Genomic DNA, 25,896 nt, shown 5'->3' on the forward strand with positions numbered 1-25,896 from the left:
TAACAGGAAGACCCGTTTCGAGCCGTTAGATGTTACAGATCGAGATCATTCCGAGGGACAGCTCCGTTTGTCTCAATCTGTAACAAGTGGACCCAATTTCCACCGTTAGATGTTACAGATTGAGACAAAAGGTCGGCCGGACTCACAACAGACAGGATCGGCCAACAGCAACCGTGATCCCTTGGGGGCGGAGGAAAAGGGTCCCGGCCGGGATATCCGACCGGGACCCTTGGACAGAGCTATGTGTTGCCGTGAGCCGCGTGCCGACGAGCTACTCCTCGACGAGCTCAAACTGATCGGGACCGACGCCGCAGACCGGGCACACGTAGTCCTCGGGCAGCTCGGGCGTGTCGACCTCAACCTCGTAGCCACAAACGATGCACACGAACTTATACGTCTTCTTCTCCTCAGCCATGATGTTCTCCTCTCGAACGCGACTGGTGATGTACTTCATCTATTAGTATAGATTCTCAATAATATGATGCAAGTATTTTTAAAACATTTCTAGCCTTGATACGAGGACGCCTTCGGAGGCGTCTTGCCCTTCAGGACCTTATGGTAGTAATCGTAGGTGAGCGGCGTCTCGTCGCTCAGGCGCTCGGCATCCTCGACCTCGCCGATAAACAGTAGATGCGTGCCCACATCCACAGTGTCGATCAAACGGCAGCTAAACAGGGCCGTCGCGTGCTCGGGCACATAGGGCATGCCCAGAGCCGTCTCGCGGGTCTCGTATTTGGCAAACTTGTCATAATCGCTGCTGGTGCGAAATCCAAAGTTGCCAATGTAGAGCATATCCGCCGTCTGGTCGATCACGGTCAGCGCAAAGGCCTTGGCAGTCTCGATCACGCCAGCGGTCACATTTTCCTTGTTTACGGAAACCGAGATGCGAGGTGGTGCTGCCGTCACCTGCACCGCCGTGTTGATGACGCAGCCGGCGCGCAGCCCGTCTGCCGCGGCGCTCACCACATACAGACCGCTCGGCATGGTAAAGAATGCAGTTTTGTCCATAACAAGTACTCCCCTAACCCGGGATTGAACCTTAAGGCTGTATGTACCCATAAAAAGCGGCGCCCATAACGGACGCCGTTTTTTGGAAATATATGGCAAAACAGCAAGGAAGACGGGGCGGGCGCGGTAGGGCACCTTCCCGTGAACTCGCTCCTAGCGGTTGCGTTCTTTAAGAGCGCGGTCGATCTCGCGCTGGACATCGCGCTTGGCCATATCCTCGCGCTTGTCGTAAAGCTTCTTGCCGCGGCCTAGGCCCAGCAGCAGCTTTACGCGGCCGTCGGTATTAAAGTAGAGCTCCAGCGGCACCAGCGCATAGCCGCGGTTGCGAAGTTTGCCGTCAAGAAAGTCGATCTCCTTGCGGTGCAGCAGCAGACGGCGCCGACGGTCGGGATCGCGATTCCACACGCCACCATGGCTATAAGGGTGGATATGCAGGCCGACGAGCCAGCACTCCCCACCACGAATCAGTGCGAAGGTATCGGTAATCTGGCACGCGCGCTCGCGAATCGACTTGACCTCGGTACCGCTCAGCTCAATACCGCACTCAAACGTCTCATCGATAAAGTACTCGTGATGTGCCGAGCGATTCTTGGAAATGAGCTTGCGCTCGCGCTTACTGGGCATCGCCGGCCTCCTTGGCGCCATCGGCGTTTGAACCCGCAGCCTCGCGCTTTGCCCTGCGCTCGGCATTAAGCTCGGCATCGCTCTCGCGCACCAGCTTGATAATCGCCGCGCATGCCTCCTCGCCCACCAGGTCGCGGGCACGGACCGTCAGACGCGTAGCCTCCTGCTTGTCGCCGTCGCTTGCAGCATCGGTCGCGCACATGATCAGGCAGATGGCGATCTCGGCCGAAGGCGAGGTCGGCACGCCCTGCAGGGCGAGCTCACCCATCACATGGTCGTCACTCTCGTCCGCGGCATCCGGATAGGTGGTATGGATCTTGTTGAGCAGGCGCGTCGTATGCGCATCATTGGGCGCCAGGCGCAGCGCCAGACGCGCGCAGCCCACGGCTGCCGAAATGTTCTCGGTCTCGGGCTCCAAGAAGTACTGACCCAAGTTGGTGTAGGCACGTGCGGCGCACTTACCGTCGCTCGCGCGCTCCAGCACCGAGAACGAGAGCGATGCCCACTCCTGCTTGTCCTCGAGCGCGCGGAACAGCTCGGCCAAGTCCAAGCGATAGTTGCAGTTCATGGGATCCCAACGCACGGCCTGCATCAGGGCATTCCGAGCACTCACATAATCCTGCTGGCGAATGTAGGCAAACGCCATGTCGGAGTACAGGCGGTCAAAGGGAACCTCGACCTGCACCAGCTCGCGCGGATCCTTCTCCACGCGGCGATAGGCCAGGCGCTCAAACTTGCTGTCGAAGCTAAAGTACTGGCGCTTCTCCTCCGTCTTGCACTCAGCGTCGATATACTCCTCGGCGAGCTCCACCAGACGCTCAAGCAGCGGCGTCGCCGTAGCCAGGTCGCCCTGCGCCAGATAGTTCTCGGCATACGTGATGTCTTCCAAGCTGATAGGCAGGTCCATGACAACTCCTCGGTCCGGGCGGCAGACTCAACGCGCGCCTTAAATATCGGTCAATACACAAAACCCGGGTCTCTTACGAGGCCCGGGCGTTCAATTTTGGTAGCCCGTACCAGATTCGAACTGGTGATCTCCGCCTTGAGAGGGCGGCGTCCTAAACCGCTAGACGAACGGGCCATATGTAGCAAATGCAATGGCTGGGATGGAGGGAGTCGAACCCCCATTGACGGAACCAGAATCCGCTGTCCTGCCATTAGACGACATCCCAATGACTGCATCGCTGCGCTCGGCTGTGCCTTTGCGCAAGAAAGAAATATACGGGAAGTCCGGCCGTGACGCAAGCCCCAATTTTGACTTTTTTGAAATTCAGTCAAATACGGCCGACACGTGAAGGACCTGTGAAGCGCCAGCGACACGTACGGCGCCAAAGCCCGTAAAACATCCCGCATCTACCGCTGGTAGATTACAACAATGCAGCACTCACGGCTGATGGCACAATCGAACCGTCATCATTGCACGGATATCGAGGCGCCATGGACGAAGAGCTTGATTACCTATGGGAGACCCTGGGCCTCGAGATCACTGCTGACCTTTGGCCCGAACGGGACAAAATCCATCCCACCCTGCGCCCCGCCATCACGGTGATGCAGGCAAAATACCGCCGTGCATCCTTTTTGATCATGCGGATGTCATGGCACGCGGGACTCCTCGACCTTAAGCGAATCCAGGCAAGCCTCGTCGAGCTGTCCGGTATGCCGACTGTCATATCCGAGGCGCACCTGGAGCAGCGCCAACGCGAGCGACTGCAACAGCAGCGGATTCCCTTTATCTGCCCCGGTGTTCAGGCATATCTGCCCTTTATGGACGAGGAGTACTGGAGCGGCAAGCCCAACAAGCACGTAAAGGTCTACGGTCCGCACGAATGGGCACAGCTCAAGGATTGAGCCGAGCGAGCCCTCCGATGGAAAACACGTCCCACCCCGAGCGCTCAAAACGGGTCGCACTTTCCGCAGCCGCTACAGCAGCGCCTCGGTCCAAGCTGCTTCCCTAAAGCCGGGAATCGCAAAGTCGTCGCCCACCAACAGCGGACGCTTGACCAGCATGCCGTCGGTCGCCAGCAGCTCGTAGCACTCCCGATCCGTCATGCCCGCATCTAGACGCGCCTTCAGGCCCAGCTCTCGATATTTCATGCCCGACGAATTAAAGAAGCGCCGCACCGGCAGTCCCGAACGAGCAATCCAGGTCGCAAGCTCATCAGCCGTGGGATTGTCCAAAACGATATCGCGGTCGATATACTCTACCCCGTGTTCGTCCAGCCATGCCTTGGCCTTCTTGCAGGTCGAGCACTTGGGATATTCAACAAACAGTACGGTCATGGGATTTCCTTTCTTAGAGAAAACAGGTGTCTGGAAAACTGCACATCGACGACCACTCGCGATTGCAGCCGTTATTGTAGTCAATGTCGAAGCGTAGGCAGTCGCGATGTCTCGTCTTAAGGCTAGCGCCTCGCATGGGCGCCGATTGGTCGACTCGCATGGCGCACCAACGCCGCCGCCAGCAATACCAACAGCATCGCGGTGACATAGCCCGCAGCATCGAATCCTAAATCGATAACGTCGAAATGCCTGCCGGGAACAAAGATCTTATGTACCTGATCGCCAACGGAGCAGACGGCGCAAAAGAGCAACACGGGCACGCAACGGGAGCAAACGCTCCACGGACGCCTGGAAAAGCAAACCACGGCCACCGAGGCGAACAATCCGACGAAGAAAAACTCTACGGTATGGGCAACGCGACGGACGTTCGTGCCCACCCACATGCGAATGGAAGCAAGTCGGCCAGACCGGACATTCGAGGCAGCCGAATCGATGCCCCCGGTCATCCCGTTCTCGGTCTGAGCTTCACCCGTGGCATCGGCAGCCTGAACGCCCGTAGCCTGACCCTCCACCACGCGCGCGGTGGACTCGCTCAGCAACGACGTCTCCACCGCATTTTGCTCCGTCAGCACCCAGATGCCCGCCAGCGTTGCAGCGAACAGAATGATCGCGGTCCATCCGATTATTTGTTTTACGCGCGCCAAGGGCCTACCTCCTTTTTTGAATATCAGCGAGTGTAGCCCCAAATGACATCGTCACCGTATCAAAATTTGAATCGCAACAGGAAGCGACAAAGCGACGCAAACCCCTACCCCGCCTCGCGCATCCAGCGATCAAACGTCCCCACGCACACGCCCAGGCACTTTGCTGCCTGGCTGCGGGTAATATCGCCCGCCTCATAGCTATCCCGTACCAGATCAAACTGAGGAGGGCACGGCTTGCGAGGTCGACCGAAACGGACCCCTCGCGCCCGCGCCGCTGCAATTCCCTCCGCTTGGCGCCGATGGATATTCTCGCGCTCCATCTGCGCCACGTAGCTCAGCAGTTGCAGCACAATATCGGCAATCAGGGTGTTGGTCACATCCGGCGCGCCGCTGGCCCTGACGCGCGTGTCAAGCAATGGCATGTCCAACACCACAATGGCAACCCCGAGCTCCTTGGTAATGCGTCGCCATTCCTCAAGAATCTCAGAGTAATTACGGCCAAGTCGGTCGATAGAAAGCACCACCAGCACGTCCCCGTCTCCCAGGACGTGCAGCAGCTCGCGATACCTCGGGCGATCGAAGTCCTTGCCGCTCGCATGGTCGGCATAAATATTCGCCGAGCCCACGCCATAGGCGCCCAGCGCATCCAGCTGCCGATTAAGATTCTGATCGCGCGAACTCACCCGCGCATAACCATACACCGTCGCCATCTCATCCCCGCTTTCTTGTAAACCTGCCAAAAAGGGACAGGTTTATTTTGGTAGGTTTTACCTCTCAAATAGCAGGTAAGCGGGCGGCCGAGCAGACGGCAAGGTAGCCACGATTCAAATGCGAAGGGCGGTCCCGAAAGGCCGCCCTCCGCTCCCCCACTATGAGTCGGGATTTGACTAATGGATAAGCTTAAAGTCCAAGTGCCCACGCGTGGTATTGACGCGCGAGACCTCGATGATCACGCGCTGCCCCGGCTCGTAACGAGTCCCCGTGTCAGCGCCCGTCAGCGTAAGCGCACCCTCGTCGAACTCGAACCACTCGTTGCCCAGGCTCTTGATCGAAACCAAGCCTTCGACCTGCGTTAGGTCCAAGCGCACAAAGAGGCCCATGCTGCTGACCCATGAGACCGTTCCGGCATAGCGCTCGCCCAGGCGATCCTCATAGTACTGGGCAATCTTGATCTTTTGCGTCGCATGGCTAGCGGCATCTGCCGCGCGCTCGGCATCGCTGCATGCGCGGCAGATCTGCGGCAGAATGCGCGGCAGCGACTCGCGCCCCTTGCCGATCAGCCGCGGCGTACGGACCAGGGCGTCCTTGCCGCCGAGCTGCTCATAGGCCAACTGCAGTTTGAGCACGCGGTGCACCACCAGATCGGGGTAGCGACGGATGGGACTCGTAAAGTGACAGTAGCACGGCGCGGCGAGCGCAAAGTGGCCCTCGTTGCGCGGCTTGTACAGTGCGCGCTGCATGCTGCGCAGAAGCAGCGTGTTGACGAGCGGTGCGTTGGCCGTACCGGCGGCAGCATCAACTGCAGCCTGTAGCTCATCGGGACTCCCCAGGGCGATACCGGCAGCACGGCGATCGTCGATGATGCCTAGCTGCGCCAGCGCAACGGCGGCACCGTGCAGGCTATCGGGGCTCGGATCCTCATGCACGCGATAGCAGGCCTCGATATCACGGTCTGCCAGCCACTCTGCAACGCACTCGTTGGCGAGTAGCATGGCTTCCTCGATAAGCGACGTGGCACACGAACGCTCGCGCGCCACAATCTGCACGGGTACTCCGTCCTCATCCAATAGAGCGCGAATCTCGGCCGTGTCAAAATCGACTGAGCCGCGGGCACGACGAATACGACGGCGAAGTTCGGCGAGTTCGTTGGCGGCGACAAGGAAATCGCCGAGGTCGACGTTATAGCCGCGAGCAGTTTCCTCGCACGCAAGACCGCGCTCAAGCGCCTCCTCGCGCGAGGCCTCAGCAGCCGCAACATCCTCAGCGGCGCCTTCCAGCACCGAATACTCAACCGCGCCGGCACGCACCAGCAGCGCCTCGGCGCCGTCATAGTCCATACGCACACGCGAGCGAATCACGCTGGGGTAAGGATCGTAATGCCGCACGCGACCCCGCGCATCGAGCTCAATGTCAACGGTAAACGCAAGACGGTCCTCGTCAGGGCGAAGCGAGCATAGGTCACAGGACAGGCGTTCGGGCAGCATGGGAAGCACGCGATCGGCCAGATACACCGATGTCGTACGATGGCGAGCCTCAAGATCGATATGCCCGTCCCAAGCCACATAGTGAGAAACGTCAGCGATATGCACACCCAGCTTGTAGCCACCCTCGGGCGTGCGCTCAAGCGAAATGGCATCGTCAAAGTCGCGCGCGTCGACCGGGTCGATCGTGATGACAAAGCGGTCGCGCAGATCGCGGCGGAGCGGGTCCTTAAGCGCCGCGGACACATCGAGCGAAAGCCCCTCGGCCTCGTCCAGCGCGGCCTCGGGATAGCTATCGGTATAGCCGTAACGCGCCATCACGTATTGAACGCCCAAATCGGGCGCGTCATCTCCGCCAATGCGGCGTTCGATCGTCACGGTGCCCGATTCCAGGCGCGTCGGGTAGGTCAAAATGCGCGCGACAACGGCATCACCCGGGTGGACGCCCAGACGATCCGCCGAGGTATCCTCGGGCAGAATGAAGAAGTCGGCCTTCAGGCGCGAATCGAGCGGCTCGATCACACCGAGCGGACCAGCGGTCTGGTACGTACCCACCACGCTTATGGCTGCGCGCTCAACCACGCCTTCGATCACGGCGCGCCGCTCACCGTGCGGGCTGTTCTTAATGCTCACGGCAACGGTATCGCCATCCATGATCTCGCGCTTACCGCGGCCCATAACCTTGTAGTCGCCGCTCTCGGTTATGACATAGGCGCCATGCTCATGGAGCTGCACGCGCCCGGTCAGGCTCGGACGGCGTTCGCTGCGCACCGGCCCACGCTTATTGCGAGCACCGCGCTTATGCTTGTTATTGCGCCCCATGGCGCCTCCTTGCTATCGATGACGAACTCCAAAGAGTCTACCCAAATGATTCGCTTTCCTGCCGTCCCCTAGAGATCAAAAAACGGGCCGCCCCATAAGAGACGACCCGTTGGAAGGGATGAATTCCAGGCATGCCTACACGCGCAGGTAGCGGCGCATGGCTATGGCAGAACCAAAGAGACCGATAATCACACCGACCAGAATCAGCGCAGCATAGGTCACCAGGTAGTACTGCATCGGCAGGGCAAACGACATCCAGCCGATGCTCTCCTGCAAACGCGGAATCATCAGATTGCGCAGCAGCTCCAGAACGCCGATGGAAAGCAGCGAGCCCAAAATGGCCTGCAGTACGCCCTCGGTGATAAACGGGCCGCGAATGAAGCCGTTGCTGGCGCCGACCAGACGCATAATCGCAATCTCACGACGACGCGCCGTGATGGACAGGCGAATCGTGTTGTTGATGAAGATGAATGCGATAAAGGTCAGAAGGCCAACGAGCACCACGGCGGCGATGCGGATGTAGTTGGTCACCTGGAACAGGCGGCTCACTTCCTCCTGGCCGTACAGCACGCTCGCGTTGACGTCGCCGTCATCCGCGATCTTCTGGAAGTCGGCGTTCTTCTTGAGCTTCTGGGCCGTGCTTTCGACCTTGGACGGATCGTCCATCTCAATTGCAAACGAAGCCGGCAGCGGGTTCTGGCCATCGAGCGCGCTCATGGTGGCGTCGGCGTTGCCCGACATCTTGCTCGTATACTCGGCCAGCGCGTCGTCCTTGTCCTTATAGGTCACGGACTTGACGTTATTCCACGTCTTAAGCTCGGCCTCAAAAGCCTGGACATCGGCCTGATCGGCGTCATCGCTAATGAACGCGTTGATGACAACCTGATCCTCGACGGTGCCGATCACGGAGTTCAGCATCGCGGAGCCCATGATGAACAGGCCGATGATAAACAGCGAAAGGAAGATCGTGATGACGGCGCCGAGCGAGGTAGTCCAGTTACGGAAGAAGTGACTGATTGCCTCTTTGAAGGAGTAGCCCACGTTAGTTGGTGCCATAGTTGCCGTAACCTCCCCTCTCCTGGTCGCGGATAACGTGGCCGCCCTCGAGGGCGATCACGCGACGGTGCATGCTATCGACCATCTCGCGGTCGTGCGTGGCGACGATCACGGTGGTGCCGGTGCGGTTAATACGCTCGAGCAGCTTCATGATGCCCAGCGAGATCGCCGGGTCGAGGTTACCCGTGGGCTCGTCGCAGATCAGCAGCGGCGGACGGTTGACCATAGCGCGGGCGACGGCGACGCGCTGCTGCTCGCCACCGGAAAGCTGGTCGGGCAGCGAGTCCATCTGATCGGCCAGACCGACCAGACGCAGCACCTCGGGCACCTGGCTGCGAATGACGCCCTTGGGCTTGCCGATGCACTGCAGGGCAAACGCCACGTTTTCGTAGGCGGTCTTTTGCGGCAGAAGCTTAAAGTCCTGGAACACGGCGCCAATCTGGCGGCGCAGGAACGGAACCTTGCGGTTCTTGATCTTCATGAGGTCCTGACCGGCAACCAAGATGCGGCCGCTCGTCGGCTTGACGTCGCGGTTGAGCGTCGACAGCAGCGTGGTCTTACCCGAGCCGGAATGACCGACCAGGAAGACGAACTCGCCCGGATAGATCTCGATGTTGATGTCGTCGAGTGCAGGCTTGTTGGGCTGTGCCGGATAGATCTTGGTGACATGCTCCATAAGGATGACGGGCTCGACACCGGCCTGCTTGGCCATCTTCTTGCGGCTGGCCTGCGGATCGATGGGCGCAAACACCGACGTAAAATCGGGGTTGTTGAGCGCGTTATCGAGGCTTGCGACCTCGGCTGCCTGATCGCTCTCGACCACCGGGGCAGCAGGCTGCGTGGGATCGGGAATAGCGGCAAAGAGGCCGGACTGCGCAGGCTGAGGAGCCGGTGTCGCAGGAGCCATGGGGTCGGGAATGCCGGCCATGCTAGGCTGCGGCGCGGCGGCGCCAGCCTGAGGCTGCTCCACGCGAGCGGTCACAGCCTGAACGGGCTCAAAACCCGCCGTGCCGGAAAGCGCGACATCGCTGGTGGGATTGTAGGCAAAGGGATCGGATGCCGGCTGTGCCTGATCTGCCGGCTGAGCGGGGGCCTGAGCAACAAGCTGGCCCTCTGAATCCGGAGTGGCGAAACGACTGCCCTGGACGCCTGTCTGCGTCTTGGGGGCATCATCGCCCGCACCGGAGGTACGGAAGTGGTTACCCACTGGTGCTCCTTATCGTCGTGCGTTTAAACTACATGAGCGCTTTGTATTTTAGCAGCATTAGCTTTGCTGCACATAAGAAGCATGGCGGGGTTTGGGTCTCACCGGCCGGGCGCAGGGTTACCTCCCAAATCGTCCTCGCGCATGGCCGGCATTTGTCCTGCTCCTGCGGAGCTGCGGACAAACGCCGGCCTGCGCTGCGGAAAGATTTGGGAGGTAACCCTGCGCCCGGCCTGCGGCTACTATGGGGCCGACGCACCAACTTGAGATGCTGCGCATACAAAATTGGAAGGGTCTGAATTGCACTTTGCTGGGATGGGCTCGTTTCCCCATGGGAACTTTGCTTGGCAGGACTCTAATTTAAATTCAGCATAAACAGGGGCGCCCTCTTTGAGGACGCCCCTGTTCTGGCTTGTTTGCGGTTGTCGACGCGATACTTTGCCTCGTCTTGCCTTATGCCAAGAACTCCTTGGTGGTCGCCACGATGTTGGCGGCGTCCAGGCCGTACTTGTGCAGGAGCTCGGCACCCGGGCCAGACTCGCCGAAGGTGTCGTTGACGCCGATCTTCTTGAGCGGCGTCGGGCACTGCTCGCACAGGACGTCGGCAACGGCGCTGCCCAGGCCACCGATCACGGAGTGCTCCTCGACGGTCACGACGTGGCCGGTCTTGGTGGCGCTCTTGACGATCAGATCGGCATCGATGGGCTTGATGGTGTGCATGTTGATGACCTCGGCGTCGATGCCCTCGGCAGCGAGCTGCTCGGCGGCCTCGAGAGCCTCGCCGACCATCAGGCCGCAGGCGATGATGGTCACATCGGCGCCCTCGCGCATGACAATGCCCTTACCCAACTCGAACTTGTAGGTCTCGGGGTCGTTGATAACCGGCGAGGCCAAACGGGCGAAGCGCATGTACACCGGACCGTCGCACTCGTAGGCGGCGCGCGTCACGGCGCGGGCCTCCACGTCGTCGGCGGGAACAATTACGGTCATGCCGGGGATGACGCGCATGAGGGCGATATCCTCGCAGCACTGGTGCGTGGCGCCGTCCTCGCCCACCGAGATGCCGGCGTGCGTGGCACCGATCTTAACGTTGAGGTGCGGGTAGCCGATGGAGTTGCGGACCTGCTCAAAGGCGCGACCGGCAGCGAACATGGCAAAGGTACTCGCGAAGGCAACACGACCAGTGGTCGCGATACCGGCGGCGACGCCCATCAGGTTGCTCTCGGCGATACCCACGTCGAAGAAGCGGTCGGGGCAAGCGGCCTTAAACTTACCGGTCTGCGTGGCGGCGGCCAGGTCGGCGTCGAGGACCACAAAGTCATCGTGCTCGTTGGCGAGCTCGACGAGGGCCTCGCCGTAGCTTACACGCGTGGCGATTTTCTTGACGTCTGCCATCCTAGAGCTCCTCTCCGGCGGCCGTGAGCTCTGCCATGGCCTGCTCAAACTGTTCATCGTTGGGGGCCTTGCCGTGCCAACCAACCTGGTTCTCCATAAAGGACACGCCCTTGCCCTTGGTGGTCTCGGCGATGATGGCGGTCGGCTGACCCTTGGTGGCGCGGGCCTCGGCAAAGGCGGCGCGGATCTGATCGAAATCGTTGCCGTCGGCGAGCTCCACCACGTGGAACTTGAAGGCGCGGAACTTGTCGGCGAGCGGCATGGGGTCGTTGACCTCCTCGACGGGGCCGTCGATCTGCAGGCCGTTGTGGTCGACGATCACGCAGAGGTTGTCAAGCTGCTGGTTGCCGGCAAACATGGCGGCCTCCCAAACCTGGCCCTCCTCGCTCTCGCCGTCGCCCAGCAGGGCGTAGGTGCGATAGTCGTCGCCCCAGTGCTTGGCGGCAACGGCCATGCCCACGGCGGCGGAGATGCCCTGGCCGAGCGAACCGGTGGACATATCGACGCCCGGGGTGTCGTTCATGTTGGGGTGACCCTGCAGGTGGCTGCCGATGTGGCGCAGCGTCTCGAGATCCTCCTTGGGGAAGAATCCGCGCTCGGCGAGCACAGCGTACAGACCAGGCGCGCAATGACCCTTGGAAAGCACGAAGCGATCGCGGTCGGCCTTGCGGGGGTCGGCCGGGTCGACGTTCATTTCCTCAAAGTACAGATAGGTCATGATGTCGGCAGCGCCGAGCGAACCGCCCGGATGGCCGGACTTGGCAGCGTGCACGCCGGTGACGATGCCCTTCCTTACCTCGTTGGCAACCTTTTTGAGCTCTTCGTCGCTCATTGTGCCTTCCTTTCATCCTCTTAAGACAAGATGCGCACGGCACGGAAAGGTAGTCCCAACACAGCCGCGATGCACGTACGTCATTCATTATGCTGGAAACTGGAAGCTTTACCAGAGTATTTATCATTATTTGAACAATTGAGCAGGCAGAACCGCTGATGAAACGGTTTATCAATGTGAACGTCTTTTGGATGGAACGCAGTCGGCCCTACGCGTTAATGTCCTTGAATCCCTCACCGAAGGTTTCCGTAACGTCGGCGACCGTCACAATGGCGTGAGGATCGCGCTCGCGCACGATCGTTTTGAGGGTGTTGAGCTCGCGGCGGCTCACAATGACCATGATCACCGGCTTCTCGGCACCCGAGTACATGCCGGTCGCCCTAAACTTGGTGCAGCCGCGGCCCAGGCCATACATGATGTCGGCCGCGATATCGGGAAACTTGTCCGAGATGATGAGCACCATACGGCGCCTGTTGCCACCGTCGACCACGGCATCGATCACGTAGCCGCTAATGACCATCGAAAGGCCCGCATACAGCGCGTTTTCGACCGAAAAGACCGGGGCCGACAGCGCGCACACGGCAACATCGATCGCCATGACGGTCGAGCCAACCGGCAGCGATGTGTTGCGCGAGATGATCTGGCCGATCGTGTCAGAGCCGCCAGTGTTGGCACCGGCGCGCAACACCATGCCATACCCGATGCCCGTGATAATGCCGCCCCACATAGCGGGCAGCATCAGGTCGGCATGTGCCAGCGGCGCCACAAACGGAGCGAACAGGTCGGTGAAAAAACCCAGCAGCACAAAACCGGTCGCCGTCTGCACCACGTAGAACATGCCACCCTCGCGCATAACAACCAGCAGCAGCAAGGCATTCATCACGATGGTCTGGATACCGACGGGAAGCGATATGCCATGCGAGGCGCCGACCGCCTGAATAATGGTGGCAAGGCCTGTGACGCCGCCGGCGGCAAGGCCGTTGGGGATCAAAAACAAGTCTGTCGCGATAGCTGCCAGGGCGCAGCCAAACATAATCTTGGGCAAGTCATGAAAGAAGTTCATCGAAAGAATGCGCTTGATGTCCAGACGATATGCCATGCTGCCTCCCTCAAAAAAGCGCACCCAAACGAGTGCGCTTTGAACTTCTTGCTGTATTCGATTCTACCGATTCACCGGGCAAATACCACCCCTGCGCAGTGTTTGCATCGACCCGGAGCCAATCATGTGCCTAGGCAGACGATGCTTCCGCATCGGCGTTGCCGGTTGCCCAACGATGGTAGCCGATCACAAACGGATCCAGATCGCCATCGTCGAGAACGGCCTCGACGTTGCTGGTCTCCACGCCCGTGCGCAGGTCCTTGACCATCTGATACGGGTAGAGCACGTAGCTGCGAATCTGGTTGCCAAAACCGATCGTGGTCTTGGGCCCGCGAATCTCATCCAGGGCCTCGGCGCGCTTCTCGAGCTCGATCTCGTACAGACGGGCCTTGAGAATCTGCATGCACGCGGCCTTGTTTTGAATCTGGCTGCGCTCGTTTTGGCAAGTGACAACGATGCCGCTGGGAAAATGCGTCACGCGTACGGCAGAGTCGGTGGTGTTGACGCCCTGGCCGCCCGGACCGCTCGCGTGATACACGTCCACGCGGATATCGTCGGGACTGATCTCGATGTCGATATCGTCAGGCAACACGGGAATGACCTCGACGCCGGCAAACGTGGTCTGGCGGCGCTTCTTATCATCGGTGGGGCTGATGCGTACCAGGCGGTGAACGCCGGCCTCGGCGCGCAGCATGCCAAACGCGTCCTTGCCCTCGACGGTAAAGGTCGCACGGTCGATGCCGATGACCTCAGCCGCGGGGCAGTCGTTAATGGTGACCTTCCAGCCGCGACGCTGGCAGTACTTCATGTACATCTTAAAGAGCATGAAGGTCCAGTCCTGTGCCTCCAGGCCACCCTGTCCGGGCTTGATGGTCACAATCGCGTCGCCGTGATCGAACTCACCGGTAAACCAGCTCGAAAGCTCGAGCTCGTCGATAGCGCGGGCCAGGCGTTCTGCCGTAGCGGCAGCCTCCTCGCGCAATGCGGCGGCATCGGGGTCGTCGCCCATCTCCTCGGCAAGCTCCAGCGCCGCGCGGGCGTCAGATAGCTCGCCGCGCGCGGTATCCACGGCAGCGATATCTTCCTTGGCGCGAGCGATCTCCTCCATGGTGGCGCGAGCGGCGTCGGCGTCATCCCAAAAGCCGGGGGCCACGCTTTTTGCCTCGAGCTCGGTCACGCGCGTGCGCTTCTCGTCCAAATGAAGATACGACTCGACCTCGCCGAGCCGGTCCGCAAACGCGTCCAGCTCGGCGGGCGTTACCTCTAAAGCCTCGGCCATTAACGATTCCTGCCGTGGCAGTACTTGAACTTCTTGCCGCTGCCGCAGGGGCAAAGGTCGTTGCGGCCCACGTTGACATAAGGGTCATCGCTCTCGGACTTGCGGTAGGTGGTCACCTTGCCGCCGTTGTTGACAGCAGCCGGGCCTCCCTGGACGGCCGTACGAGCCTGAACCTGTGCCTGCTTGCGCAGCACCGAGCTGCCGTTGTCGCCATCGACGTCGGCGGGGCCGGAGAAGCGCGCACCCTCGAGCGCGGGGTCCTCCTTGTGCTCCACGGCCTGCGGGGCGGCCTTGATCTCGATGCGCAGAACGGTGCGCAGGTAATCCTCGTACATGGTGTCAACGAGCATCTGGAACGCGCCGTAGGCCTCGGTCTTGTACTCGACCAGCGGGTCGCGCTGGCCAAAGCCGCGCAGGCCGATGCCGGTCTTGAGGTAGTCCATCTCCTGCAGGTAGTTCATCCAGCGGGTATCGATGACGCGCAGCATGACCTGGGTGTTGAGCTCGCGCATCAGGTCCTCGCCCAAGCGCTCGGCTTTCATGTTGTAGCACTTCTCTACGTAAGCCAGGACATCGGCAGCTAGGGCCTCATAATCCTCGTCGGGGAACTTCGGCGTATCGATGTGGCCGGTGAGCTCCACAACCCACTTGCGCAGGCCCTCCAGGTCGCGCTCGCCATCGTGACTGTCCTTGGTGCAGAACTCCTGCACGCAGCGGTACACGGTATCGTGCATGACCTCGGTGATGTGGTCGGTCAGATCCTTGCCGTCCAGAATCTTATTGCGCTCGGCGTAGATGACCTGACGCTGCTTGTTCATGACGTCGTCGTACTCAAGGACGCTCTTGCGCATGGAGAAGTTGATGCTCTCGACCTTGTGCTGGGCGCTCTCGACGGCCTTGGAGATGATCTTGTGCTGGATGGGCATGTCGTCGCCCATGTCGGCCGTGACCATCATCTTGGAGACGCGGTCCATCTTGTCGCCGCCGAACAGGCGCATGAGGTCGTCCTCGAGCGACAGGTAGAACTGAGTCTCGCCCGGATCGCCCTGACGGCCGGAGCGGCCGCGCAGCTGGTTGTCGATACGACGGGACTCGTGGCGCTCGGTGCCGATAACGGTCAGGCCGCCGGCGGCAAGCACGCGCTCGCGCTCGGCCTTGCAGGTCTCCTTGGCCTCGGCGTTAAACTGCTCAAGCTGCTCGGGCGTCACGTCCTCCATGGTCAGGCCCTCGTACTCAAGGCGCTCGCGCACCAGCTCGTCGGGGTTGCCGCCCAACAGGATGTCGGTACCACGACCGGCCATGTTGGTAGCGATGGTCACGGCGCCGTAGCGTCCGGCCTGGGCAACGATATGAGCCTCGCGCTCATGGTGCTTGGCGTTGAGGACCTCGTGCGCGATGCCGCGCTTGGTAAGGGCGGCCGACAGCTTCTCGGAGCTCTCGATGGAGACGGTGCCCACCAGGACCGGCTGGCCCTTAGCGTGACGACGCTCAACGTCGTCGGCAACGGCGTTGTACTTAGCCTGAATGGTGCGGTAGACCAGGTCCTCGTGGTCCACGCGCTGCACGGGCTTGTTGGAGGGGATGACCTCGACGGGCAGCTTGTAGATCTCGCGGAACTCGGCGTCCTCGGTGAGTGCCGTACCGGTCATGCCGGAGAGCTTGTCATACAGGCGGAAGTAGTTCTGCAGGGTGATGGTCGCCAGCGTCTGGTTCTCCTCGCGCACGAGCACGCCCTCTTTGGCCTCGATGGCCTGGTGCAGGCCCTCCGAATAGCGGCGGCCTTCCATGATACGGCCGGTGAACTCATCGACAATCTTGACCTCGCCGTTGGTGACCACGTACTGCTTGTCGCGGTGGAACATGTACTGGGCCTTCAGTGCCTGCTGCAGGTGATTGACCAGCTGGCCGGAGAGATCGGCATAGATATCATCGATGCCCAGGCGGCGCTCGATTTTCTTAAGGCCACGCTCGGTGGCGGCAATGGTGTGCTTGGCCTCGTCCATGACATAGTCGCCCGTGGGCTCCACGTCCTCGGTGGCGGTGAGCATGTCGTGCGACACGTCCTCGCCGCGCTCAAGGCCACGCACGGCACGCGCGAAGTCCTTGTAGGTACTGGCGGACTTGGTGCCAGCGCCCGAGATGATCAGCGGGGTGCGAGCCTCATCGATCAGGATGGAGTCAACCTCGTCGACGATGGCGTAGTTGTGGCCGCGCTGCACGCGCTGCTCGGGACGGGTAACCATGTTGTCGCGCAGGTAATCAAAGCCGAACTCGGAGTTGGTGCCGTAGGTGACGTCGGCCTGGTAGGCCGGGCGCTTGAGCTCGAGCGGCATGTTGTTCTGGAGCAGACCGACGGTCATGCCCAGGTACTTATAGATGCGGCCCATCCACTCGGAGTCGCGCTTGGCAAGGTAATCATTGACAGTAACGACGTGCACGCCCTTGCCGGCAATAGCGTTGAGATAGCCAGCCAACGTGGAGACGAGGGTCTTACCTTCGCCGGTCTTCATCTCGGCGATGTGGCCCTCGTGCAGTGCCATGGCGCCAATGAGCTGCACGTCAAAGTGGCGCATACCCATGGTGCGCTTGGAAGCCTCACGCACGGTGGCAAAGGCCTCGGGGAGCATGTCGTCAAGCGACTCGCCGTTGGCGTAACGCTCGCGGAACTTATCGGTCTGGCCGCGGAGTTCCTCCTCGGTCATCTTCTCAAACTGGGGCTCAAGACCGTTGATCTGGTCGACGATCTTGTAGTAGCGCTTAAGGTCCTTATCGGATCCAAAGGACAGCAGCTTTGACATGAATCCCATGTGGTTTTCCTTTTTGGCCATCGCCCACGCCGTGCAGCTGCGGGCGAGTTAAACACAGATGATTGTACTTTAGCCAAACAAGGCGCGGCCTATACGGTCGACCTCGACCGCCACGTAATAACTATGACCAACCTGCCACAATGGGACAGGTTTATTTTGGCAAGTTTTATCTGAGCAAACGCCGTCTCTCTGCCATTTGGTGCCACGGGGACAGGTTAGCTTGCGCCAATAAAAAGAAAAGGGCCGCGCACCCAAATGGATGCACGGCCCTCATGCCATGAATGCGAGTGATTCCGCGGCGAGCTATTTACTCAGCAGCCTCGGTGGTCTCGGCCTCGGCAGCGGCCTCCTCGACGGGAGCCTCTGCGGGAGCCTCGGCGGCCTGCTTGGCAGCCTCCTCGGCAAACTTAGCGGCACGCTTAGCCTTCTCGGCAGCCTTAGCCTCAGCGGCGGCCTTGCGAGCAGCCTCGGCCTCAGCAGCCTTGGCGGCCTTGGCAGCCTTGGCCTCCTCAGCCTTCTTGAGCTGGGCGGCAGCGGCGCCACCGAACTTGTCGGCGAAGCGCTGGACGCGTCCACCGGTGTCGACGAACTTCTGCTGGCCGGTGTAGAACGGGTGGCACTCGTTGCAAAGCTCGACCTTCATCTCGGACACGGTAGCGTGCGTCTTGAAGGTGTTGCCGCAGGAGCACGTCACCGTGCACTCGACATACTGGGGATGGATACCCTGCTTCATGGTAGGACTCCTTATTGGTCAGGCGCTGGTTACCGATCAGCGCATAAGGCGTCTTGGTTTCCGACCAAGACAACAAACTCGGCTATGGTACCACGGCGCCGCGCGTCCCACAAAAGGTTCACGGTCTTTTCGGAACGACACGAATCTGACCCATCGAAACACATCTCCACCGTTCCTTCAACTGGGAAAATGCCGTCCCCGGGGCCTGAGAAGGGCCCCGGGGACGTTCGACTGACTGCGGGAACGGCCTTTCCGCTCAATGTGTTCGGCTGAGATCGGAAATCAACCAAACTGAACCAGGTTCAGCTGGCATGGTTAAAAACGGGGGCGACGCTTTTGCGTCGCCCCTCGTCCCAGCCGGTTGCTTTAGTTGTACACGCGGTAGTTACACTTGAACTGGGTTATGTGTCCATAGCTGGAGCGGTACCAACCCGACGTATAGCTGATTACTTCTGGGCCTAGATATTCGTATCTCTTGTTGTAGCGAAGCTGACGGTAGGTCGTGTCGTACTCTGCTACGTAAAACGTGTCTCCAGAGAAGGCTTTGTACCGGTCTTTAACCGTCGAAGCCATGTACGCGGGTTCGACATCGCCTTTCTCCCCGTTGAGCGCATAGACGGGTGCCGCGATTCCGCATAAAGCCGTTGCCACGAGGATGGCGTAGACAGCCATGCGCGACGCATTGGACTTCAGCTGTTCAAACAGTTTCATGTCATTCACCTCCCTCGTATGTATCGAGGTATTCCTGCTTGAGCGTCTGCGAGGACGACTTGATCTTTTCCACGAGCGTGCCGGCCTCGATGAAGTAGAACGAGTTGGTAAGGTCTGCCAGGTCGTCGAGTAGATGGCTTGAAATGAGCACGCTGCGTCCCCGCGCCACCTCGCTGCGCATCGCGTCGCAGGAGGTTTTCCGCTTTCCCGGATCGAGGCCGTTCAGCGGTTCATCGAGGATGAGGTACGGGCAATCGGTCGCTATCGCCATGGCAAGCTTTACCTGCTGCTTCATTCCTGTCGAGAGTTTACGGGTCGGCTTGTCGAGATATGGGGAGATTCCGAGGGAGCTGCAGAGCGAGTCGATGTCGGCGGCCGATTTCCACGCCTCCCTAACGAAAGCAAGGTGCTCGATGGCCGATAGCGTGGGGTAGAGATCCGCGCTGCCCGAAGAGCTCAGGTAGACGAGTTCTGCAAATTCGGCTGATCGACGTTGGCTGATTCCGTCTGCCGCCAGGCTTCCCGAGTGGATGCGGGTGGGAAATTGGCCCGACAGCGCTTCTAGAAGGGTGGTTTTCCCCGAGCCGTTGGGAGCAACGAGGCCCGCCGCCGTTCCCGGGCTCAGGAAAAGCGATCCGATTGAAAGTATCGTCGTGCTCCCGTATCCCACGCTCGCGTCCAGAAGCTCGAGCCCATGGTGCTTTTTAGCTGGTCCAGCCTGTTTGGGCGAACGTGCCGCAACGGCGCCGACCGCAAAAAAGACCGCGACGTATATCAGGGCCACGGCAAGCATCGATGCGCTGCCTGAACCGGAGCCAATGAATTCTGTCGGGAAGCATCCTACGTAACCCGTTGCCTCGATAGGCGAGAACACGGCCAGCGGCAGGAGATTGAGCGCGGCGTTATGCTCCAGCGCCGAATCGGACAGCAACGGGAATGCCGGGGCCGCGACAAGCAGCGCGGAGGTAAGGGGGCCTGCGAAGACGCGCCTCGTTGCGGTCGATAGGACGGCGGAGCAAACGGATATCAAGGTTCCGCCCGCAAGCAGCGCGAGAAGCAGGGTCGTGAAGACGTTTCCCGCGGTCGTGGTGGTAAGCGCGCCGTCATGGAAGAAGGCGATCGGGTACCCAATTTGCCCGAAGCCGTTTAGGACCAAGGCGTAAATGCCCCCGGGTGCGAGGCCGGCGAGGAGCATCGCGGTCCCCGCGACGATTATCGAGAACACGGTCTGGATAAGGCGCCGGAATTTGGGCACGGGCGCCTTTGCCGCCAGGGCCCCGGGCCTTGTGGCGCCGAGCACGAGTATCGACGAGAGAAGGAAGGGGATGAAGGGAAGGAAAGACGGCGCCGTGGCAATGGCGTAAGGCAGGAAGGAAAGGAATGGCAGGTCGTTTGCGGAGGCCGGGATATCCGTGATGCCGGAGCTGCTCAGGGCACGGCAATATGCGAGCGCTGCGTCATTGGTCTCTCGGTCTCCCACGATGGACCCGGATTGGAAGCCTTCGCCCATGAGCGCGTAGTAGCTCTCGGCAGAATCGAGAAAGGCGGCGTCGGTTTGAGCGGCAAGGGCGGCGTTCGCGTATCTTGCAAGCTCCGCGTCAGCTTGCTGCTCTGGCGATAGGTCTGTGCCGCTGGCCTGGGGCGCGCGCGTATTGAATGCGTCGACAAAGCCCTGCATGCCCTGCTTCATAAAGAAGGGCCCGTAGATGGGTGAATTGAACGCAATGGGGACGGAAAAGGCTGCAGCGAGAACGAGCGTACAAATCCATGCGGCCCTGTCTCTTAGGATCAGTTTGAGAAGAAGTCGACAGTACATTCAGAAGCACCTACGTTCCTCAAAGAATCGTTAGATTAAAAGTAACAGACCGGATGAAGATACGTGCGACGGGGGCGAGGCGAATGGCTGAGCGGTATCGATATGCGGGTTTAACGGCATATCGACCACATAGATTATTAACTTGCATTTCTACCCGCCCTTTTCGTAGAGTCGCCGATACGTGCTTAGCGCACCCTCGGCGCGTCCGGCAGGCTTTGCGAAATGGGATCCAGGAGACTTCGGCGCAGCATCATCTTGCGGAATGCTTCTAATGAGCCTCCCATCCTTCAAAAACAGAATCTCATCGCACAGCCTATCGACCGAATCCAAGATGTGGGATGACATGATGATGCACGTACCAGAATCGGCCAGCTTCCTGAGAATCTCGGAATGCAAGTCCACCCTGCTGGGGTCGAGCGCGTTCATGGGCTCATCTAATAGAAGGTACCGCGCGCCCGTCGCATACGCAATCGCCAGGGTAAGCTGCTGCTTCATGCCCTGGCTCAGAGTGCGGATCCTCATCTTCGCGAACTCGCCTATCTGCGTTTGTTCCACTATCTCTTCGATATCGCGAGCATGCGGCCACATATCGCAAACCATCTTGAGGTGATCTTCCGCACGCAATCCGGGATACAGCAGCGTCCCCTCACCAGGTGCATAGAAGATCATAGAACGGACCTCTCTCGCACCCGTACCCTGCACCTCATCCAGAACGATGCTCCCGTCCACGCGAGGACCCGGCAAACCTGCCATCGCACGCAGCAACGTCGTCTTTCCATGCCCGTTCGGAGCGACGAGACCGTAGACCGTACCCGGGGCAAACTCAGCGTTCACCGAATCTACGAGCACCTTCTTTCCATAAGAGATCGTCAGCGTTTGAAGGTCAATCATCGAGATCATCCCCTTTCGATCTTTGGAACACTCAGGCGCACCATCAACGGAGATACGGCGCCCAAGACCACCAGCAGAGCGCCCGATGCGCCGACGACCTCTCCAAAAGGCATCGCGTTCGTCCCTCGCCCAAGGAACCCAATCGTCCCCACCTGGGAAGCGGGATCAAACGAGGCGAATGGAGCCAGCAGCGCGACGCCCATGCCCACGCTTTCAACATGAGCGCTCAACGAACCCAACACCAAGAGAACCGCGCAAACCATTCCAGTGACAACGGGGTTGCGGCTAATCGCTGCTGTCAACGCAGCGACGACGGAAATCACGCCGTATGCCATGACCAGCAACGGAATACTGCACAACACCGCCTCCCCCACCATGGACGTTGTCGAAGCTCCCGCCCGAATGAGAGCGACGGGATACTCCGATCCACCCGCACCGTTCTTAATCACGGACACAACGACAGCGGGAACCATCGACACCAAAAGCAGCACCAAGCCAAGCAGGAGAGCCAGCGCAACAGCCGTCAGAAAACGCACATGCGCTGTTGCGGGGATCTGGAGAACCAGAAGGGAACGACACTGCAGGTGGGTGCACGCGAGCGATGTGACAACCACGGGCAACAGCAAAAATAAGGAGGGAAGCGCTGCCTGGAGATACGAAAGGAGGATTAATGGGGGCATCTTCGTACTTAACTCGTAAACCTTGGGGTCCGGCAAGCTCGCGATCGACTCAAGCAGAAGGGCGCGCGCCTCCGCACGAGAAGGAGTCTCCGGCTCGATTCCGATCGATTGCAGGAGAGTCGCATCTGCCGCGCCCAGCTCACCTCGAGCGCGCTCGTACGTCGCAAGGCTTCGAAACCCCTCCGCAGGCATAGGCGCGTACACGAAACCCGAAAGAGCATCCCGCATGTCTTCCAGGGCCGCTTTGCCCTCGACGTCCATATTCGCAGCGTTCTGCTCTAGATACCGATCTATTGAACGGAGCTCCCCATCCCTATACCGAACAGCGGAAACGTTATCAGCGTCAGGAAACATCTCGACCAGAGCCGGGGCCAGCATCGTCGTCGACATTGCAATCGCGCATACGGCGAGGGTAGGAGAACGCAGGAGCAGTTTCCCCATCGTTCTTACGTATGCAACGGCGGAGGCACAAGCGCTCGAACGAGTTGCCGTTCTCGATGCAGTGAAGGAACCTCTCTCAAGACAAATCGGGGATATCGGGCACGCGCAGCCGCTCTTTCCAGCAACGCAAAGCAGGCTAATTGCCAGCACCTCGATCCCGATTGCGCATACGAGGGCAATCGCGCCACGCTCGAAGCAAAGTCCAGGCAGATTCACTATCTGCGTTGTCGGGTACGGGCTATAGGCGCCGACGGTCAACTCAGTGTTCGCATACGTAAGGGGATTCAACAGGGCGAACTCACGTAAAGCGATGGATCTTCCGTAATACCCGGGAACCATCGTCACCCCCATCAGGGCACATACGAACACGATTCCAAGCGTAGGGTTATTGGCAATCTTCACGGCAAGGTGAACGACAAGCGAGATGAACGCTGCCACCAAGAATTGCAAGATGGCCGTCTGCGCGAACACCAGCCAAGCCGGTTTGATAACCGGAGTCGCATATTGAATGTAGCCTATCGGATAGAACGGCGAGCCCGGGCCATTCTTCACAAGCGCGGCGATTATCCCTGGAAGATTGATGGCGAGGACGGCAAGCATTGCAAAAACACTCGCCCATACGCTCGATGCAACAAGTCTACCCAGCTCGCCCATCGGTGCCTGGATGATGAGCGTTTCACGTTTGTTAAGACGCGCGGCAAGGAACGAGACGGCAACGGCCGTTGCGACCCATAGCAAGTACTCCTTCGATCCGTCATAATAGGTGTACTCTCCATCCGATATCTGCAGAAACGGAAGTAGGGGAGAGAGCGGTGCCAAGATAAGACGTCCCGCGGCAAGAGGGTACAGAAGCGCGGGCATGCTTGATGAAGAGGTATAGACACCGTCCTCCCCCGCATTCACAAGCGCATCCGCATAGGATGCTGACAATTCCTGCTCAACACGGGTTATTCCCGACTCGAGGTATTCGACCCGTCCGTCGATGCCAGCCGCGCTCCTGAAGACGGGCAGAGCACAAAGAACCATCAACGCAACAACGACAACACAGAGCGACCTGGAGGAGAGAAGCGACCTAAAGATCGCCTTCGAGATTTTGAGCATATTCATCGCCAACCTTAACCTCATCCAGTCGGAACAGAGGGGCCGAACAAAATGCTCGGCCCTTCCTCGCATCTAGTAGGTGCTATAGACAAATTGCCATTTATCAGTTGTGCCAAGAACACCACAGGAGCACATTGCAGCGAGGCGGGATTCCCTATGATGCGCGGATCGGCGATAGCCATTTCGGTAGGAGATCGTCTTGTAAGAGATGTTGAACATCGAGATGCTGTGCCCGCTTACGCCGCGAGGACAGCTGTAGCTCCAGTAGGTATCGACGACGTCGTCCGTATACCCGAGGGGCTCAACGAGGGCACACTGGCTGCTCTCCTGGGAAGGAGGCATCGGGGTATCCGCAAAAGCGGGGGCTCCCGGCAGCAACAAACAAAGAGCGAGGCCGAGGAAAACCAAGAGCTTACACGACTTAACAGTACCGAACATAATCCTCTCCAATCTAGAGGGGTTTCGGTTGCAGTATGCTGTGATTACTTGCCGGCAAAGTCAATTTAACATAAACTGTTAAAAAGTAACCTGAGTTTTTTAAATTCTTCGGAGGTTATTATGAGTTCCGACAATCGCACTCCCCGGCTTCATTCCTTCCGCATCGCATGTGCGATAGCCTCTGCGACCCTTTGCGCCACCGCCATCGCACAAGTGGCGTTCTCCTTAAAGCCAGCAATCGAAGTGCTCGACAACCCTGTAATTGCAGACTCCCCCGCGTATCCAGCCCTTGCGATCTCGACATTGGTCCCTGCCGTCATCGGTATCGCTACGACCATCCTCAGCGCCGTTCTCGTGTGGACGATCAAGAGCGGAGACCCCTTCAAGAAAGGGTCTGCGACATGCTTGAAGGTGCTCGGCATTCTCTTCGTTGTTCAAGCTGCCACCAGCCTCTACGCCGGCTCACTCAAAACCTCCGTTTCGATGTTTGGCGGCGAGGGGGCCGTCGGCGCCCAAGAGATCGCTTCATCATTCGATTGGACCTCTCTGGTTCTCGGCATCGTCCTGTTCATGCTTTCCCAGCTCTTCTTGTACGCCCGAGAGCTGTACCTCGACTCCGACGAGATTGCGTAAGGAAACGCCATGCCCGTAATTGTTCGCCTCGACAAGATCATGGCCGAGCGAAAGATTTCCTCGAACGAACTTGCCGAAAGGATTGGAACCACGCCCGTGAACCTGTCCCGTATTAAAAAAGGGCATATTCGCGGCATTCGCTTCAACACACTCGAGCAGCTATGCCTCGCCCTTCGTTGCCAACCCGGAGACCTTCTCGAAGTCATGAGCGAAGAGGATGCCCGAAAGGAGTTCGGACTCGATTGGTCCGCCGAGGATTAGAGGGCGGTCGTACTCGCCCTGCACACGGGAATGCGAATCGGCGAGGTCTGCGGCCTTCGGTGGTGCGATGTGGATTTCGAGACGGGCCTGATCTCGATCAGACACTCGGTGGCGTACGCGAAGGGAATGGGTTCGTTCATCAAGGACACCAAGACCCATGACGCCAGGGGTATCCCCATCGACCCGGTCGGCCTACTCCCCTTCCTGAAGGAGACCCACGAGATCGACTGCGGAAAGCTGCGCTTGCGCGGCCTTACCGGGGCGGTCGAGATCGGGGACTGCTACATCCTGTCGGAGCCGGGCGCGACCTTCGCGACGACAAGCTATATCCGCAGGGCGTTCAAGACGTTCTCGGAGACCAACGGCCTCATGGGCACCAACGACGAGCTGATCACGTTCCACGGCCTTCGCCACACGTTCGCAACGCAGTGGATCCGCCAAGGCGGCGATATCAAGGCGCTCCAATCGATCCTCGGCCACAAGGACGCCATGGCGACGCTCAACGTCTACGCCGACATCGAGCCCATCTCCAAAATCCATAACATGCTGCGCGCCACGCCGTGCCTTTGGCGCGGGCACCTCGGGCCGAGGGTCGATCCGGGTCCCATGTTCCAACAGAGGATCCAGGAGTCCATCGAGACGCTCCAGGCGTTCGGCTACGGCATCACCGAGCCGGACGACCGAAATATCGCCATACGCGACGTGAAGACGAACAGTTGGCTCTAGCTCACCGAGTACGCGGCAGTGCTGGGCCCATCCCAACTGAGGTCACGGTGGTCCGATAGGGGCGCCGCCCGCGGCATGCGCCGCGGAGCGGTATCCCCTACCGAAGGGCGGGGATGCCCTCCGCTTCCAGTTCGGAATCAGCCGTCGGAGGCGT

General features: G+C 59.8%; 24 protein-coding genes and 2 tRNA genes. 4 read left to right on the forward strand and 22 right to left on the reverse strand.

All coding sequences use genetic code 11. The features are described from left to right. Positions 1 to 271: 271 nt before the first annotated feature. The 6 genes from DW112_RS00930 to DW112_RS00955 all read right to left on the reverse strand — a co-directional run bounded on the left by DW112_RS00930 (position 272) and on the right by DW112_RS00955 (position 2,804). Positions 272 to 415, reverse strand: a complete 144-nt coding sequence (locus tag DW112_RS00930; protein ID WP_117638060.1) for a rubredoxin-like domain-containing protein — start codon at positions 413 to 415, stop codon at positions 272 to 274. 89 nt (positions 416 to 504) lie between these two features. Continuing rightward, on the reverse strand, positions 505 to 1,008 hold the full coding sequence (locus tag DW112_RS00935; RefSeq protein ID WP_118270210.1) for a flavin reductase family protein: 504 nt from the start codon (positions 1,006 to 1,008) through the stop codon (positions 505 to 507). A gap of 153 nt (positions 1,009 to 1,161) precedes the next feature. Continuing rightward, a complete protein-coding gene (smpB, locus tag DW112_RS00940) occupies positions 1,162 to 1,632 on the reverse strand; it encodes an SsrA-binding protein SmpB (protein WP_006235325.1) in 471 nt (156 codons plus the stop codon). Next, positions 1,622 to 2,539, reverse strand: a complete 918-nt coding sequence (locus tag DW112_RS00945; RefSeq protein ID WP_117564212.1) for a hypothetical protein — start codon at positions 2,537 to 2,539, stop codon at positions 1,622 to 1,624. The genes smpB and DW112_RS00945 overlap by 11 nt, the downstream gene beginning before the upstream one ends. Before the next feature lie 97 nt (positions 2,540 to 2,636). Further along, positions 2,637 to 2,713 (reverse strand) — tRNA-Glu (locus DW112_RS00950). Between the two features lie 17 nt (positions 2,714 to 2,730). Then, positions 2,731 to 2,804, reverse strand: a tRNA-Gln gene (locus DW112_RS00955). A gap of 265 nt (positions 2,805 to 3,069) precedes the next feature. Between DW112_RS00955 and DW112_RS00960 the strand changes: the two genes are divergently transcribed. Continuing rightward, positions 3,070 to 3,480: a hypothetical protein gene (locus DW112_RS00960; protein ID WP_118328161.1), complete on the forward strand. Its 411-nt coding sequence runs from the start codon at positions 3,070 to 3,072 to the stop codon at positions 3,478 to 3,480. A 72-nt stretch (positions 3,481 to 3,552) separates the two neighbouring features. Here DW112_RS00960 and DW112_RS00965 read toward each other — a convergent pair whose 3' ends face one another. The 16 genes from DW112_RS00965 to DW112_RS01040 all read right to left on the reverse strand — a co-directional run bounded on the left by DW112_RS00965 (position 3,553) and on the right by DW112_RS01040 (position 23,690). Beyond that, positions 3,553 to 3,912, reverse strand: coding sequence for an arsenate reductase family protein (locus DW112_RS00965; RefSeq protein WP_117583016.1), 360 nt, complete (start codon positions 3,910 to 3,912; stop codon positions 3,553 to 3,555). A gap of 122 nt (positions 3,913 to 4,034) precedes the next feature. Next, complete coding sequence (locus DW112_RS00970; protein ID WP_158571712.1) at positions 4,035 to 4,616, reverse strand: VanZ family protein; 582 nt, start codon at positions 4,614 to 4,616, stop codon at positions 4,035 to 4,037. 104 nt (positions 4,617 to 4,720) lie between these two features. Next, positions 4,721 to 5,326 (reverse strand): recombinase family protein, encoded by a 606-nt coding sequence (locus DW112_RS00975; protein ID WP_118328163.1) that lies wholly within the window; start codon positions 5,324 to 5,326, stop codon positions 4,721 to 4,723. Positions 5,327 to 5,503: 177 nt separating this feature from the next. After that, on the reverse strand, positions 5,504 to 7,639 hold the full coding sequence (locus tag DW112_RS00980; RefSeq protein ID WP_118328164.1) for a ribonuclease R family protein: 2,136 nt from the start codon (positions 7,637 to 7,639) through the stop codon (positions 5,504 to 5,506). A 135-nt stretch (positions 7,640 to 7,774) separates the two neighbouring features. Next, positions 7,775 to 8,695 (reverse strand): permease-like cell division protein FtsX, encoded by a 921-nt coding sequence (ftsX, locus tag DW112_RS00985; protein ID WP_089572231.1) that lies wholly within the window; start codon positions 8,693 to 8,695, stop codon positions 7,775 to 7,777. Beyond that, the gene (gene ftsE, locus DW112_RS00990; protein ID WP_118328165.1) at positions 8,682 to 9,902 is read right to left on the reverse strand and encodes a cell division ATP-binding protein FtsE; all 1,221 of its coding nucleotides are present in this window, start codon (positions 9,900 to 9,902) and stop codon (positions 8,682 to 8,684) included. Before ftsE ends, ftsX begins: the two co-directional genes overlap by 14 nt. 450 nt (positions 9,903 to 10,352) lie before the next feature. Next, complete coding sequence (locus DW112_RS00995; RefSeq protein ID WP_006235309.1) at positions 10,353 to 11,294, reverse strand: transketolase family protein; 942 nt, start codon at positions 11,292 to 11,294, stop codon at positions 10,353 to 10,355. A 1-nt stretch (position 11,295) separates the two neighbouring features. Next, positions 11,296 to 12,126 (reverse strand): transketolase, encoded by an 831-nt coding sequence (locus tag DW112_RS01000; RefSeq protein ID WP_099432020.1) that lies wholly within the window; start codon positions 12,124 to 12,126, stop codon positions 11,296 to 11,298. A gap of 208 nt (positions 12,127 to 12,334) precedes the next feature. Continuing rightward, complete coding sequence (locus DW112_RS01005; RefSeq protein ID WP_117583025.1) at positions 12,335 to 13,225, reverse strand: YitT family protein; 891 nt, start codon at positions 13,223 to 13,225, stop codon at positions 12,335 to 12,337. 130 nt (positions 13,226 to 13,355) lie between these two features. Then, the gene (gene prfB, locus DW112_RS01010) at positions 13,356 to 14,504 is read right to left on the reverse strand and encodes a peptide chain release factor 2 (RefSeq protein WP_117583026.1); all 1,149 of its coding nucleotides are present in this window, start codon (positions 14,502 to 14,504) and stop codon (positions 13,356 to 13,358) included. Next, complete coding sequence (gene secA, locus DW112_RS01015; RefSeq protein ID WP_118328166.1) at positions 14,504 to 17,311, reverse strand: preprotein translocase subunit SecA; 2,808 nt, start codon at positions 17,309 to 17,311, stop codon at positions 14,504 to 14,506. The genes prfB and secA overlap by 1 nt, the downstream gene beginning before the upstream one ends. Positions 17,312 to 17,618: 307 nt before the next feature. Beyond that, complete coding sequence (gene rpmE / locus DW112_RS01020) at positions 17,619 to 18,044, reverse strand: 50S ribosomal protein L31 (RefSeq protein ID WP_006235303.1); 426 nt, start codon at positions 18,042 to 18,044, stop codon at positions 17,619 to 17,621. Positions 18,045 to 18,410: 366 nt separating this feature from the next. Beyond that, positions 18,411 to 18,755 (reverse strand): hypothetical protein, encoded by a 345-nt coding sequence (locus DW112_RS01025; RefSeq protein ID WP_118266514.1) that lies wholly within the window; start codon positions 18,753 to 18,755, stop codon positions 18,411 to 18,413. A 1-nt stretch (position 18,756) separates the two neighbouring features. Beyond that, positions 18,757 to 20,445, reverse strand: a complete 1,689-nt coding sequence (locus tag DW112_RS01030) for an ABC transporter ATP-binding protein (RefSeq protein WP_158571713.1) — start codon at positions 20,443 to 20,445, stop codon at positions 18,757 to 18,759. 276 nt (positions 20,446 to 20,721) lie between these two features. Continuing rightward, complete coding sequence (locus DW112_RS01035; protein WP_117769450.1) at positions 20,722 to 21,462, reverse strand: ATP-binding cassette domain-containing protein; 741 nt, start codon at positions 21,460 to 21,462, stop codon at positions 20,722 to 20,724. 5 nt (positions 21,463 to 21,467) lie between these two features. Next, positions 21,468 to 23,690: a hypothetical protein gene (locus DW112_RS01040; RefSeq protein ID WP_118328168.1), complete on the reverse strand. Its 2,223-nt coding sequence runs from the start codon at positions 23,688 to 23,690 to the stop codon at positions 21,468 to 21,470. Positions 23,691 to 24,242: 552 nt separating this feature from the next. Between DW112_RS01040 and DW112_RS01050 the strand changes: the two genes are divergently transcribed. The 3 genes from DW112_RS01050 to DW112_RS01060 are packed head-to-tail and all read left to right on the forward strand — an operon-like array spanning position 24,243 to position 25,742. Continuing rightward, positions 24,243 to 24,755 (forward strand): DUF2975 domain-containing protein, encoded by a 513-nt coding sequence (locus DW112_RS01050; protein ID WP_006235293.1) that lies wholly within the window; start codon positions 24,243 to 24,245, stop codon positions 24,753 to 24,755. Positions 24,756 to 24,764: 9 nt separating this feature from the next. Further along, positions 24,765 to 25,016, forward strand: coding sequence for a helix-turn-helix transcriptional regulator (locus DW112_RS01055; protein ID WP_006235292.1), 252 nt, complete (start codon positions 24,765 to 24,767; stop codon positions 25,014 to 25,016). A gap of 18 nt (positions 25,017 to 25,034) precedes the next feature. Next, positions 25,035 to 25,742 (forward strand): site-specific integrase, encoded by a 708-nt coding sequence (locus tag DW112_RS01060; RefSeq protein WP_255360342.1) that lies wholly within the window; start codon positions 25,035 to 25,037, stop codon positions 25,740 to 25,742. Positions 25,743 to 25,896: the final 154 nt, after the last annotated feature.

The sequence above is a fragment of the Collinsella sp. AM09-41 genome, from assembly GCF_003473245.1.
Taxonomy (GTDB): domain Bacteria; phylum Actinomycetota; class Coriobacteriia; order Coriobacteriales; family Coriobacteriaceae; genus Collinsella.

Bases quoted from the DNA above. Each gene is read 5' to 3' on its own strand.
- DW112_RS00930 (WP_117638060.1), bottom strand. From the start codon at position 415: ATGGCTGAGGAGAAGAAGACGTATAAGTTCGTGTGCATCGTTTGTGGC.
- DW112_RS00935 (WP_118270210.1), bottom strand. From the start codon at position 1,008: ATGGACAAAACTGCATTCTTTACCATGCCGAGCGGTCTGTATGTGGTG.
- smpB (WP_006235325.1), bottom strand. From the start codon at position 1,632: ATGCCCAGTAAGCGCGAGCGCAAGCTCATTTCCAAGAATCGCTCGGCA.
- DW112_RS00945 (WP_117564212.1), bottom strand. From the start codon at position 2,539: ATGGACCTGCCTATCAGCTTGGAAGACATCACGTATGCCGAGAACTAT.
- DW112_RS00960 (WP_118328161.1), top strand. From the start codon at position 3,070: ATGGACGAAGAGCTTGATTACCTATGGGAGACCCTGGGCCTCGAGATC.
- DW112_RS00965 (WP_117583016.1), bottom strand. From the start codon at position 3,912: ATGACCGTACTGTTTGTTGAATATCCCAAGTGCTCGACCTGCAAGAAG.
- DW112_RS00975 (WP_118328163.1), bottom strand. From the start codon at position 5,326: ATGGCGACGGTGTATGGTTATGCGCGGGTGAGTTCGCGCGATCAGAAT.
- DW112_RS00980 (WP_118328164.1), bottom strand. From the start codon at position 7,639: ATGGGGCGCAATAACAAGCATAAGCGCGGTGCTCGCAATAAGCGTGGG.
- ftsX (WP_089572231.1), bottom strand. From the start codon at position 8,695: ATGGCACCAACTAACGTGGGCTACTCCTTCAAAGAGGCAATCAGTCAC.
- DW112_RS00995 (WP_006235309.1), bottom strand. From the start codon at position 11,294: ATGGCAGACGTCAAGAAAATCGCCACGCGTGTAAGCTACGGCGAGGCC.
- DW112_RS01000 (WP_099432020.1), bottom strand. From the start codon at position 12,126: ATGAGCGACGAAGAGCTCAAAAAGGTTGCCAACGAGGTAAGGAAGGGC.
- DW112_RS01005 (WP_117583025.1), bottom strand. From the start codon at position 13,225: ATGGCATATCGTCTGGACATCAAGCGCATTCTTTCGATGAACTTCTTT.
- prfB (WP_117583026.1), bottom strand. From the start codon at position 14,504: ATGGCCGAGGCTTTAGAGGTAACGCCCGCCGAGCTGGACGCGTTTGCG.
- secA (WP_118328166.1), bottom strand. From the start codon at position 17,311: ATGGGATTCATGTCAAAGCTGCTGTCCTTTGGATCCGATAAGGACCTT.
- rpmE (WP_006235303.1), bottom strand. From the start codon at position 18,044: ATGAAGCAGGGTATCCATCCCCAGTATGTCGAGTGCACGGTGACGTGC.
- DW112_RS01025 (WP_118266514.1), bottom strand. From the start codon at position 18,755: ATGAAACTGTTTGAACAGCTGAAGTCCAATGCGTCGCGCATGGCTGTC.
- DW112_RS01030 (WP_158571713.1), bottom strand. From the start codon at position 20,445: ATGAAGCAGGGCATGCAGGGCTTTGTCGACGCATTCAATACGCGCGCG.
- DW112_RS01035 (WP_117769450.1), bottom strand. From the start codon at position 21,462: ATGATTGACCTTCAAACGCTGACGATCTCTTATGGAAAGAAGGTGCTC.
- DW112_RS01040 (WP_118328168.1), bottom strand. From the start codon at position 23,690: ATGAATATGCTCAAAATCTCGAAGGCGATCTTTAGGTCGCTTCTCTCC.
- DW112_RS01050 (WP_006235293.1), top strand. From the start codon at position 24,243: ATGAGTTCCGACAATCGCACTCCCCGGCTTCATTCCTTCCGCATCGCA.
- DW112_RS01055 (WP_006235292.1), top strand. From the start codon at position 24,765: ATGCCCGTAATTGTTCGCCTCGACAAGATCATGGCCGAGCGAAAGATT.